At 58.7% G+C, this 12,216-nt stretch carries 12 protein-coding genes and 1 tRNA gene; 3 read left to right on the forward strand and 10 right to left on the reverse strand.

The window, feature by feature from the left end; all coding sequences use genetic code 11:
* The 6 genes from FHT71_RS21000 to FHT71_RS21025 form a co-directional block, all read right to left on the reverse strand.
* Positions 1–311 (reverse strand): alcohol dehydrogenase catalytic domain-containing protein (locus tag FHT71_RS21000; protein ID WP_183721741.1); only part of this gene is annotated, 311 nt, incomplete at its 3' end.
* A gap of 134 nt (positions 312–445) precedes the next feature.
* Entirely contained in the window at positions 446–1,714 is a 1,269-nt protein-coding gene (locus tag FHT71_RS21005; protein ID WP_132591206.1) for a hypothetical protein, read from the reverse strand.
* Positions 1,715–1,813: 99 nt separating this feature from the next.
* Positions 1,814–3,823: an acetyl/propionyl/methylcrotonyl-CoA carboxylase subunit alpha gene (locus FHT71_RS21010; RefSeq protein ID WP_183721743.1), complete on the reverse strand. Its 2,010-nt coding sequence runs from the start codon at positions 3,821–3,823 to the stop codon at positions 1,814–1,816.
* 84 nt (positions 3,824–3,907) lie between these two features.
* A complete protein-coding gene (locus FHT71_RS21015; RefSeq protein ID WP_183721746.1) occupies positions 3,908–4,615 on the reverse strand; it encodes a hypothetical protein in 708 nt (235 codons plus the stop codon).
* 97 nt (positions 4,616–4,712) lie between these two features.
* Positions 4,713–5,591, reverse strand: a complete 879-nt coding sequence (locus tag FHT71_RS21020; RefSeq protein ID WP_132591200.1) for a DMT family transporter — start codon at positions 5,589–5,591, stop codon at positions 4,713–4,715.
* Between the two features lie 524 nt (positions 5,592–6,115).
* A tRNA-Leu gene (locus FHT71_RS21025) sits at positions 6,116–6,200 on the reverse strand.
* A gap of 171 nt (positions 6,201–6,371) precedes the next feature.
* Here FHT71_RS21025 and lipB point away from each other — a divergent pair.
* Entirely contained in the window at positions 6,372–7,091 is a 720-nt protein-coding gene (lipB, locus tag FHT71_RS21030; protein ID WP_132591198.1) for a lipoyl(octanoyl) transferase LipB, read from the forward strand.
* Positions 7,092–7,153: 62 nt separating this feature from the next.
* Here the strand turns inward: lipB and FHT71_RS21035 are convergent, their stop codons facing one another.
* Entirely contained in the window at positions 7,154–7,522 is a 369-nt protein-coding gene (locus FHT71_RS21035) for a hypothetical protein (protein ID WP_132591196.1), read from the reverse strand.
* A gap of 273 nt (positions 7,523–7,795) precedes the next feature.
* Positions 7,796–8,290, reverse strand: coding sequence for a peptide deformylase (locus FHT71_RS21040; RefSeq protein WP_183721752.1), 495 nt, complete (start codon positions 8,288–8,290; stop codon positions 7,796–7,798).
* Between the two features lie 165 nt (positions 8,291–8,455).
* On the opposite strand from FHT71_RS21040, the gene mgtE reads away from it, so the two are divergent.
* Together mgtE and FHT71_RS21050 are read left to right on the forward strand one after the other, a co-directional pair.
* Positions 8,456–9,871 carry a magnesium transporter gene (gene mgtE / locus FHT71_RS21045; protein ID WP_183721833.1) on the forward strand — a complete coding sequence of 472 codons (1,416 nt, stop codon included), beginning with the start codon at positions 8,456–8,458 and terminating at the stop codon, positions 9,869–9,871.
* A 76-nt stretch (positions 9,872–9,947) separates the two neighbouring features.
* Entirely contained in the window at positions 9,948–10,340 is a 393-nt protein-coding gene (locus FHT71_RS21050; protein WP_007793852.1) for a MerR family DNA-binding transcriptional regulator, read from the forward strand.
* On the opposite strand, the gene FHT71_RS21055 is transcribed toward FHT71_RS21050, so the two are convergent.
* Both FHT71_RS21055 and FHT71_RS21060 read right to left on the reverse strand, forming a co-directional pair.
* The gene (locus FHT71_RS21055) at positions 10,341–11,327 is read right to left on the reverse strand and encodes a DUF1624 domain-containing protein (RefSeq protein ID WP_183721755.1); all 987 of its coding nucleotides are present in this window, start codon (positions 11,325–11,327) and stop codon (positions 10,341–10,343) included.
* The gene (locus FHT71_RS21060) at positions 11,328–12,092 is read right to left on the reverse strand and encodes a DUF599 family protein (protein WP_037082916.1); all 765 of its coding nucleotides are present in this window, start codon (positions 12,090–12,092) and stop codon (positions 11,328–11,330) included.
* Between the last annotated feature and the right edge of the window lie 124 nt (positions 12,093–12,216).

Consider the following 12,216-nt stretch of genomic DNA (forward strand, 5'->3'; position numbering starts at 1 on the left):
TTGGTCTTGCGCGACAGGCAGGACGGGCATTCACGGCATTCCGGCGTATAGAGCGGAATGACATGGTCGCCCTTCTTCACCGAGGTCACACCCGGACCGACATCGACGACGATGCCGGCGCCCTCATGGCCGAGGATGGCCGGAAACAGGCCTTCTGGATCGGCGCCCGACAGGGTGAAGTCGTCGGTGTGGCAGATGCCGGTCGCCTTCACCTCGACCAGCACCTCGCCGGCCCGTGGCCCCTCCAGCTGAACGGTCATCACTTCAAGCGGCTTGCCAGCCTCAACGGCAACGGCGGCGCGAACGTCCATATCGAATTCCTCCTAATGACTTGATTTGCGCGGACTTTTGCACGCACCGCGTCTGCGGCTCAAGAAAAAACCGCCTGACAGTTTGAATTTCCGCCCCGAACACACTGATTGCGCCGGTCGCTGTGCGGCTTGCGTCAGAAGAGCTTTTCGGTTGCGAAAATAATGGCATAGCCATGTACTGCAATAGCCGCGTAGAGGCCAAAAGCAACGAGCATGCGCTCGCCATCCTTCATCTCGTCAAGCATCTGGCGCGGCTTCACCAAACCGCCACAGACAAGGCTGACAAGCATGAAGACGAACAGGCCCGCCGTCAGCATCTTCGCGGGCAAACCGATCTCGAAACCAATGCCGAGAATGCAGAGCGTCACAACGAAACTGGCCGCTATCTGCGACCTTCGCGTGCGAAAGATTTGCCGGAGAACCTGACCTCCATCGAAACGGTGCATCGGCAGTAGGTTCAGCAGGTTGAAAGTGCCGAGGATCAACAGGAAAATCAGCAGAGGTCCGCGTGACGCCGAGGGCAGCAGGCCAACATCCGAAAGCTGCGAGGCGACTGCTAGGATCGGGACCATAAAGGCCGACATTCCCGCGCCCATCAGGGCACAAGTTGCCACCTCGAATAGCGACCGGTACGGCCTCCCGCCGACAGCGATGCCACCAAGCAGAGGTACAAAGATCATCCTGACCGATGCATGACCGAACATGCGATAGGCCGCCATATGCCCCAGTTCATGCAAGACAATGACAAGCGTCAGGAAGGTCGAGAGCATCAGGCCACCTGCATCGAGCCCAAGGAAGGGCCAGAGCAGCAGAGTCGACAACACTGCAAGTCCGCCTTGGACCAGCGGTCTCTCAAAGTAGCCCTGCGGCAGCGATTCGCCTGTCTTCAACCATCCATCAAGCGCCTTCATTTCCCGGCGCAGAACGAAATAGCGAAACATGAGGAAAGCCAGCCCGCGGTACCGGTCCGTCTGTTCGACCTCCAGCAGAGCACCATCAGGTGTTGGTCGAATGATGCGCCGCTCCCGGTAGTGGTTCCAGAATGTGGGATCCAGCGTGCTGTCATCGATGATGCGAGCCTGGAAGCCGTGGGCATTACTCGCCATTGATGGCAACGGGTCCAGTGCAAGAAGCCGGCGCGAGGGCGCGCCGTTCTTGTCGAGATGCCGGTAGGTCTGCTCCACGACACCGCTCCGATCGGCAAGCGCGCGACTGCTGATGACCGAGTGGTGCCAGGACGCATCCGCACCGGCGGGATTCATCGCCTTCCAGAGTGTATCGGGGGAACATCGATAGGTTTGGCTAAGGCAAATGGTCCTGCGCCCTAGCGGAACCCGCATCAAAAGCCAGAGAAGGCCGAAATTTATGACCAGCAAGAGGATCGCCGATTGCAGCGTCGTCATTTGCTACCTCCACCCGGCATCCTGCCGGGCGGGTCACGATAGGCAGTCCAGCCGTTAACAAAACCTAACCGGCTGGACGCCAAGGAGCGTCGGCGGTCGTCAGGCGAACTCGAGAATCACGGCGTCGACGGCAAGGCTCTCTCCGGGCTTGGCGTTGATTTTGCTGACGACAAGATCGCGTTCGGCGCGCAGCACGTTCTCCATTTTCATAGCTTCGACCACGGCAAGCGTTTCACCAGCTTTGACTTCCTGGCCCTCGACCACTGCAATCGAAACGACGAGACCAGGCATAGGGCAGAGCAACAGCTTCGATGTATCGGGCGGAAGCTTGACCGGCATCAGCTTCTCTAGCGCGGCATGGCGCGGCGTCAGCACCTTGGCCTTCAGGGATATTCCCTGCCAGTCCAGCCGGAGACCGTTGAGAACCGGGCGGATTTGCGCAATCACGTTTTGGCCCGCGACCTTGCCGCGCCAAACGGCGTCGCCAGGTCTCCAATCGGTGACAACGTTGGAAATCTTGCCGCCGATCTCGATGTCCATATCGAACGGGATCGTCACTAGCCTGTCAACCAAACGCGAATCGACGTAGCTGTCACCGAGCCTGACGGTCCAATCATCACGTGTCGCACCGCCGGGAGTGCGCAAGCGGTCGGCGAAGCGCTCTCGACGGTTGGCCTCGATGAGAGACGCCGAAAGGGCGACGGCCGCGAGAATCGCTTGCTGGTCTGTATCGGGCACCATCGGCTCAAAACCATCCGGGTACTCCTCGGCGATGAAACCGGTCGATAGACGTCCCTCGCGCCAGCGGGGGTGTTTCATCAGCGCGGCAAGGAAGGGGACGTTGTGTTCAATTCCATCGACAACGAAACCGTCGAGCGCCTCGCCCATCGCTTCGATCGCCTCCAGGCGCGTCGGTGCCCAGGTGCAGAGCTTCGCAATCATCGGATCGTAGTACATCGAAATCTCGGCGCCTTCGAAAACGCCGGTGTCGTTGCGCACGACGACGCTTTCGGATTTGCCTTCCGCAGGCGGCCGATATCGCGTCAGACGACCGATTGAAGGCAGGAAATTGCGATAGGGATCCTCGGCATACAACCGGCTCTCAATCGCCCAGCCGTTCAGCTTTATGTCACCTTGCACGAACGGTATCTTCTCGCCGGCCGCAACGCGGATCATTTGCTCCACGAGGTCGATACCCGTGACCAGTTCAGTAACCGGATGCTCGACCTGCAGGCGCGTGTTCATTTCCAGAAAATAGAAATTGCGGTCACGATCGACGATGAATTCGACCGTGCCGGCGCTTTGATATTCCACAGCTCGGGCAAGCGCGACCGATTGCTCACCCATCGCCGCGCGGGTGTTGGCATCGAGGAAAGGTGAAGGGGCTTCTTCGACAACCTTCTGATTGCGGCGTTGGATCGAGCATTCGCGTTCGCCGAGATAGACGACGTTGCCGTGCGCGTCGGCAAGCACCTGAATCTCGATGTGGCGGGGCTCGACAACGTATTTTTCGATGAAGACACGGTCGTCACCAAAGGAACTCTTTGCCTCCGAACGTGCCCGGTCGAAACCGTCGCGCACTTCTGCTTCGTTCCACGCAATGCGCATACCCTTACCGCCGCCGCCGGCAGACGCCTTGATCATAACGGGATAGCCGATCTCGGCGGCGATCCTTTCTGCGTGAGACGCATCCTCGATGACGCCGAGATAACCGGGGACGGTGGAGACCATGGCGGCGTTGGCAAACTTCTTCGATTCGATCTTGTCGCCCATCGCCATAATGGCCTTCGGCTTCGGACCGATGAAGACAATGCCTTCTTTCTCCAGTGCCTCGCAAAACGACGCTCGCTCGGAGAGAAAGCCGTAGCCGGGATGGACCGCTTCGGCGCCGGTCTGCTTGCAGGCTGCGATGATCTTATCCGCGACGAGATAGCTTTCGGCGGCTGCCGCAGGGCCGATATGAACAGCCTCATCAGCCATTTCCACGTGGAGTGCATCCCGATCCGCATCTGAATAGACCGCTACCGTCACAATTCCCATACGGCGCGCGGTCTTGATAACGCGGCAAGCGATCTCGCCGCGATTCGCGATCAGGATTTTCTTGAACATGGAGACTCCACCCAAAACATGCGTTCCGGAGTTTTACGCATAAACACCGGAACGCACAATCAGCCGAAAGAATATCGGGGGGTGTCAGGCGACCGCGGTTTCGCTGCCGAAGCTGTCATCCACGATCCTGAGCCACCGGCTGCGACGTGGGGCCTCGGCATAGTCGACGAGCTGAAGCGCTGAGAGAATAGCGGGCCAACGTGGATGATTTGCGGCTGGCAGCGTTTCCTCCGCCATCCGCATCATAACGCTCCAGGTGAGGGGCGGTGCGCTGATAACGCCGGCATCGCTAACGCCGCGCAGAACCCGCATGACGTAATCGATATCCTGGCGCGTGATGCCCTTTCGATCCACTGCGCGACACAGCCTGTAGCCGCCGACGTTTTCTGTCAGCGCAAGACGCAGCTGGTCGAGTGCGAAGGCGCGCAGTTCATCCGGCACGTTCGCCGAGATCTCCATTGCGTGCAGAACCAATTCGAGCTCTAGCGCCGAGTTGACCACGCCGTCGGTCGCGACCATACGCATGAGCCAGGCCACGTTTATCTCGTCAAGTGACCCTTGAGGATAGGTGTAGTTGACGATGAAACCGGCGAGCTGCTCCACAAAGAAGGAGCTCCATTCCGGGCATTTTTCGGGGCAGGAATTGTTCAGCGCCAGCATGACGACCACGTCGTCCGCGGTCCGGATGCCTTCCGGGAAGGTGTGCTTGCGCAGCAGACTGATATCTTCGGCCGTCAGCCGATGCTTTCCGGCGATCACACATGCCGGAAAAGCGAGACGGAATTCGCTCATCTTTTGTCTCCAGACCTCATCATGAGGCCGAAGGTCGTTCTAGCGCGAGCGAATTTATGATCCCTCAAGAAGCAGTGTTAACGGCGCACTCAACCGGTCACGACGTTTTTAACGATCGGGTCTGCAGGCGCTCCCGCCAGATGATGAAGAGGCCGGAAGCGACGATAATCAGGATACCGATCCATTTGGAGACGTTCGGGAAATCCCCGAAGAGCGCGTAGCCGAGCACAGTTGCGGAAATGATCTCGAAATACTGGAACGGTGCCAGCAGCGACAACGGTGCCAGCCGGAAGGCGCGTACGATGACCATGTGGGCATAGCCCGAAATCGTCCCAAGAATCAGCAGCAGAGCGAGCGCCAACGCAGAGGAAGGCAAGGAGGGGTGGAAATCACCGACGCCAAACCCATTGCCCACGATCAATGCCGCCGCCATGAAGGCAGTACCTCCAATACCCGCCATCGTTTGCATCGTCAGCGGTGAATCGGCATCGCCGATCGCCCGGTTCAAAAAGAGATAGAGCGAGTACAGGAAGGCGCAAAAAACGGGCAAGAGCGCCTTCAGACCAAAGATCTCGTAGCTCGGCTGGATGACTATCATTGCGCCACCGAACCCGACGACAATTGCCATCCATCGGCGCCAGCCGACCTTGTCGCCGAGGAAGATTGCCGACAACGCGGTGAGCATGAGGGGTTCGACGAAATAGATCGCAAACACGTCTGCGAGCGGCATGTATTTCACGGCAACGAAGAAGAGCAGGCTCGCCGCCCCGTGGAGGATCCCGCGCAACAGATTCATCCAGGGGCGTTTGGCCTGGAGTGCCTTGCGGCCGAAGATCACGAACAGAAACGGCAGCGTGCAGACGAGCTGGAAGAAGAAGCGGTAGAATGTCACCTGTCCCGGCGACATGGCCTCGAAGGTCGCCATGTATTTCGCGATTGCATCCATCGCCGGCAGCACGAGCATGGCGCCCGCCATGAGGGCCATTCCCTGGAGAGGATTTTGGTGTTCGGGAGGATTGCGCATCGGTGAGATTCTATATCAGGTCCAAGAGGCTATACAGAAAGTCACGGTTCGGGTGAAGGGGCGGAAGAAGCCCTGCAGCCAGGAGCAGCAATTTGCGGACGCGAACGTTGCGCTGGTCTGCCCGGGATTTCGAAGTGACCGGATCAACGAGGACGAAGATAGCCTTCCGCGCGCTTTGGGGGCAGCGCCGATAAGTGTTCATTGATACGCTGTTAAGGCCTGCGAAACGCAGTGGCGCCAACATCGGCGAAAGCATCAAGCGGTCAACGATAAGGTCGTCAGGGACATCGCGCTCACCAGGGCCGGCTCGAACACTCGGCGGTCATGAATCGAGCCTCGACCGAATCGGGGGGGAAGCGAATGCCAGCTTCGCGTTTGAGGGAGGGCTCTTCCACAAGTCGCGTCAATAGCGTGCTCGGGATTATCTCCTGTCGAAGATGAAGAGAAGAGCTCTTGATAACCATCGCAGGGATGGTTGGTGCGGTCGAGAAGACTCGAACTTCCACGGGTTGCCCCACAGCGACCTCAACGCTGCGCGTCTACCAATTCCGCCACGACCGCATCGTGGTAGGTGCCGATTTGTGCCGGCGGGGCAGCATGTAGCAAAAGCGTTTGGGGTACACAAGGGCGATATGACAGATTTTTTCAAAACAAATCACAGCATTTGAATCGCCTCTAAAACGGGGCCATATAACCTTCGCAATGCTGCCTCTCGAGCAGAAGCGACAAGGAATGGCCATGCTACGCACCGATCTTGAATTCTCCATGTTGCCCCTTGAAGGCTCGCGGCCGATCCGATGGCGGATCGCCGACGGCCTCACGCCCTATGCGGAGGCTGTGGAAAACATGGAACGCGAAGTCGCGGCAATTGCAGACGGCGGCGACGAGCTCGTCTGGCTCGTGGAACATCCGCCTCTCTATACGGCGGGAACCAGCGCGGATGCCAAAGACCTTGTGCAGCCCGATCGGTTCCCCGTCTTCGCCACGGGACGCGGCGGCGAATATACCTATCACGGGCCTGGCCAGCGTGTTGCTTACGTCATGCTGGACTTGAAGCGCAGGCGCCAGGACGTGCGCGCCTTCGTCGCCGCGCTTGAGGAGGTAGTCATTCGTACGCTGGGATCGATGAACGTCCGCGGCGAGCGGCGCGAGGACCGTGTTGGCGTCTGGGTGCGCAGGCCGGACAAAGCGGCTCTGCCCGATGGCACGATGGCTGAAGACAAGATCGCGGCGCTGGGCATCCGGCTGCGGAAGTGGGTAACATTTCACGGTCTGTCGCTGAACGTCGAACCCGATCTCGACCACTTCAGCGGAATCGTTCCATGTGGAATTTCGGCCTATGGCGTTACAAGCCTCGTCGATCTCGGCCTGCCGGTCATGATGGCTGATGTCGACATCCAGCTTCGGCAGGCGTTCGAATCGGTCTTCGGCGATACGGTCAACGATAGATGACGCAAAAGCCCTCGCGAGGAGAGCACAAAGGGTCGGCTGACCGGCCCTTTGTAGTTAGATTGCTATTTGTCACCGATGTCGCGGCAGGCGTCGGAATGTGACGCTCCGCTATCCCCGCCGGCCGTATGCACCTTGGAGTTCGTCTTCATGTAATCGCAGTCGGGCAGCGGCTTGATGCTGGCCGTTGTCGTCCTGTCGACGGGCGACGACATCCGGCTCGGGGCGAATCCATCACTGTCATTCGTGTAGTCGGAAGAGTATTCCGGCACCTTGCGATTGACATAGTGGACCGGCTTTTTCGGCACCATCTGGACCGGCGCAAACCCGTCACTATCGTTATTGTAGTCGTTTGAGTACTGCGGTTGGGCGAAGGCGGCACTTGCCAGGCCGAGGGCGAGAATGGAAGCGGCGGCGGCAAATCTGAAGCGCATGGAAAATCTCCTCAATTCGTCGTTGCAATGACAACGATACCAAACCCTCGGCAAGAGTGAGTTCGCGCTCGAATTGCGGCAAGAATGCGGGCAAAAAATCACACAACTGCCGGCGGTTTATCAAATGAAATCACAGATACGCGACCGGATTTGACAGTTTTGTGATGGAACATTGTTTCCTATTCCAGGGCGGGTGGCGTCGGTATTTGCGCAATCAAGAGACGAGACATTAGGAGCTTAAACCGGGATGCTCCAGAAGGCTTCATGCCGCTGTTAGTTGCGCAACTTGTCCCACCGTTTGACCAGTCGCTCCCGCTTGAGCCTGGAAAGGCGCTGTGTCCAAAAGACACCGTCGAGTTGATCGATCTCGTGCTGGATGCAGACTGCGAGGAAGTCCTGCGCGTCTTCCTCATGCTCGGCGCCGGACAAATCACGGTAGCGCACACGGATTGCCTTGGGCCTCACGACCTCGTCGGTCATGCCAGGCATAGAGACGCTTCCTTCGACATGGCGAATCGTCTCGTCGGACGCAATCATGATCTCCGGATTGACATAATAGCGTGGCCCGTCGTCACGGCTGAACTCGATCACGACGACCCGAAGGTGCACGCCGATGTGTGCGCCGGTGATACCGACACCCGGAGCGGCCCGCATAGTATCCAACAGGTCATCCGCGAGTTTGTATAATCGCTCGTCAAAGACTTCAACGGGCTCGCAAACGGTTCTGAGACCGACGTCGGGGAAGCGCAATATGGGGCGGACAGCCACTGGCAAGGTTCCTGATTTGAGACACGCGGAAACTATCGCTGCGCACGCGCATTGTCACCCACGCGAGGCTTTTGCAGCTGGACGGGCTTCGAGCTTTCAGCTAGCACGAAGCTACATGTTTCGGCGCTTAGTCGTTGAACTTCAAACGAGATGCGAGGGCGGCAAATCATGACGAACGACGCAGAAGAGCTCGTCCGCCCGCGGCCAGACAGCGGCGACGCCGACATCTATGATGAAAGCGGCAACGTCAGAGGCGATTTCCTCGCACTGGTGGGCGCAGCGATCGCCGATCGCGATACGATCTTCCTGCGCCAACACGTTGCCCGCCTGCACGAATCCGAAATAGGCGACCTTCTCGAATCGCTGCAGCCAGACCAGCGACTCGCGCTCGTTCGCCTCCTGGGCGACGAATTCGACATGACGGCGCTGACCGAGGTCGACGAGACGATTCGCCGTGAGATAGTCGACCAGCTCCCGAATGAACAGATTGCAGCGGCAATCGGCGAACTCGATTCCGACGACGCTGTTTACATCCTTGAGGATCTCGACACCGAGGACCGCGAGGAGATCCTTGCGCAGCTTCCGTTTACAGAACGCGTGCGGCTGCGGCGCGCGCTCGACTATCCCGAGAGCTCGGCGGGACGCCGTATGCAGACGGAATTCGTCGCGGTGCCACCGTTTTGGACAGTCGGCCAAACGATCGACTACATGCGCGACGAGGAGGACCTACCATATTCCTTCTCGCAGATCTTCGTCATCGACCCGACATTCAAACTGCTGGGTGCTATCGATCTGGACAAGATCCTGCGCACAAAGCGGCAGACGAAGATCGAATCCGTCATGCGGGAGACGAACCATCCGATCCCTGCGGAGATGGACCAGGAAGAAGCCGCGCAGCTTTTCGAGCAGTATGACCTTCTCTCTGCCGCCGTCGTCGACGAGAACGACAGGCTGGTTGGTGTGCTCACGATCGATGATGTGGTCGACGTTATTCACGAGGAGGCCGACGAAGACATCAAGCGCCTTGGCGGTGTTGGCGACGAAGAGCTCTCAGACAATGTTCTCTCTACCGTGCGCTCGCGCTTTCTCTGGCTGGTAATCAATCTTGGAACGGCCTTGCTGTCTGCAAGCGTCATCGGGTTGTTTGACGAATCGATCGAGAAGATGATCGCGCTCGCGGTACTGATGCCGATCGTGGCGTCCATGGGCGGCAATGCGGGGACACAGACGATGACGGTCACTGTCCGCGCATTGGCAACCGGCGACATCGACATCTACAACGCCGGGCGCATCATCCGCAGGGAGGCAGGGGTCGGCATCGCCAACGGCGCGCTCTTCTCGGTCATCATGGGCATGATTGCCGCAACGTGGTTCCACAATTACCAGCTTGGTTTCGTGATCGGCGCGGCCATGATCATCAACCTCTTTGCGGCGGCACTTGCCGGAATTTTGCTGCCGTTGCTACTGCATAAGATCGGCGCGGACCCGGCCATCGCGTCGTCTGTCTTTGTCACGACCGTGACCGATTGTACGGGCTTCTTTGCCTTTCTTGGTATCGCCACATGGTGGTTCGGAATTTAGCCGGCTCGATTTCGCTGCAGAAATTGACTATTACGTAAAAGTCAATATTATTACCTTCCTTAATGGTGGGGAGCCCATGCCGGTCAGCAAGTACTATAGCATAACCGAATTGACGCGCGAGTTTGGAGTATCGACGCGTACGCTCAGGTTCTACGAAGACGAAGGATTGATCCATCCCGAGCGGCGTGGACGCACGCGGCTGTTCCGTCCGGCGGATCGCCGTCTAATCCAGGAAATCCTGCGTGGCCGGCGTATCGGCTTCACCATCGCGGAAATCCGCGAGATCATTCAGGTCTATAAGGAGCCGCCGGGCGAATTGGGCCAGCTCAAGCTCCTGATGAAGCGCGTCGATGAGAAGCGCGAAGATCTGCGCCAGAAGCGCAAGGATATCGACGACACTCTGACCGAACTCGACAACATCGAAGAGGCCTGCCTCGGGCGTCTCGCCGACATCGGCGTCGGCACCTGATTATTGCGCGTCGACGCTGCACTCGCTCGCCAGTGCCAATATTCGCCCATCATCCGGTTTGACGGCACCGGACTGGAATTCCGTGAAGAGATTTTCCTTCTGTAGCTTGTCAAGTGTGCACTGGCAGAAGCTGCGGCATAGCGCTTCGCCTTCCTGCATCGTGCATGAAGCATTGCATTGCTTCAGGTAGCTTTCGACGGGATCCGGTTTCGCAGGTGGAATTCCCACGGACAGCCCGTAGGCAATCGCGATCAGCACCGGCTGGTGAATCAAGTAGAAGGCGAGGCTATGGCGCCCGGCCTTCGCCGGTAAGCTTGATCCTGTACCAACCCTGGCAAGCCTCTCAAGCAGCCCCGTCCTCATGGCAAGCAGGGTCGCCGTCACGCCAAGCAGGAAGGGCACGGCCCAGGGAAAAATCGGCACATAGTCGTTCGATCGCTGCGGCATCTCGGCCAAGCCGATCCAGGCAAGGTAACGCGGATTGAAGATCGGCGAACGCAATAGATCCGGCGCGAGCCAGGTATCCACGGCCCATGCTGCAGTCACGACGGCCGTCACGACGATGGTGACGGGGAGTGGCAGACGCAGGAAGACAAGGCCAAGCAGGCTGAGAGCGGCGATGCAATGCAGAATACCGAAGAATATCCATTCATTCGGGAAGACGAAGCGCGTCACGACGGAGATCGCAAGCGCGGCCGCGGCGATCATCGCAAACCGCTTCCAGAACGTCCGCCAGCGAATTTCCGGCGTGTTGGCGAGGACCAGGCTGACCCCTACGATGAACAGGAATGTCGATGCGATCGCGCGGGCATAGAGCTTTAGCCAGCCGGTTTCAGCGGTGCCTGGGGTAAGGTAGCCCATAAACTCCATATCCCAGGTGAAGTGATAGGTCGCCATCGCCATCAGGGCGACACCGCGTGCCGTATCCAGCAAGCCGATGCGAGGCGGCTTGACGCTCGCATATGTTTTCGTCGCCGGAGCCTTCATTCACAATCCCTCGGATGACTCGTTGCCATCGTTCGACGGCTTGGCGCGGGGAATAGGAGAAAGGTGGAGATTTGATGGCGGGTTGGCGTCCATAATCGCCAGACGCGCCTCAGAGAAGAACTGCCGCCTGGTCAGGACGACGATCACGATCGTCGTCGTCAGCATGAAAACATAGGGGTTGATGAACCAACCGAGGTAACCGATCGAGAGGAAGATGGCGCGCAGCCCCTCGTTGAAATGACCCGCCGCAATGATGTTCATGCGGATGACGCGTTCGGCCGCCCGCTCGGCCGCAATCACATCCTGTTCGGTGTCGCGCATCATCGGGATGGAGCCGAAAAGGATCGTGCAGTAGTTGAAGAGGCGATACGACCAGCCGAACTTAAAAAAGGCATATCCGAAAAGCGCTGCAAGGCCGCCGACCTTCATTTCGAAGACGGCATGCCCACTATGAAAGACGAAAGGCAGGTCGGCGAAGACCGCGTCGACCTTCTCCGTTGCGCCCAGCAGCGCAAAGCAGCTGCCGATGGCGAAGATCGACGTCGAGGCGAAGAAAGCAGTGCCGTTCTGCAGGCCGGCCATGATCTGAGTGTCGATCATCTTCAGGTCGCGCCGCAGCGAATTGTAGATCCACTCGCGCCGGCGCTCCCGCATGGCGTGCGTGAGGCTGGTCCTGCCAAAGAAGCTCGAGCTTTGCAGCAGGCGCGCATAGCAGAACCAGATCGCCGCAAAGAACACCAGTGCAATGTAATCCGCTGTCGTCATCATTATATTGAATCAGGTTCCCGTCGCCGCGCCACTCTACAGATGCGGGCGCGTGCTGCAATGACTGGCAAGCAGCCGCGCTTCGTTTTACAGATGTCGCACGCGTGAAATGCTATGTCGGTCC

The organism is Rhizobium sp. BK060 (assembly GCF_014193145.1).
Taxonomy (GTDB): domain Bacteria; phylum Pseudomonadota; class Alphaproteobacteria; order Rhizobiales; family Rhizobiaceae; genus Rhizobium.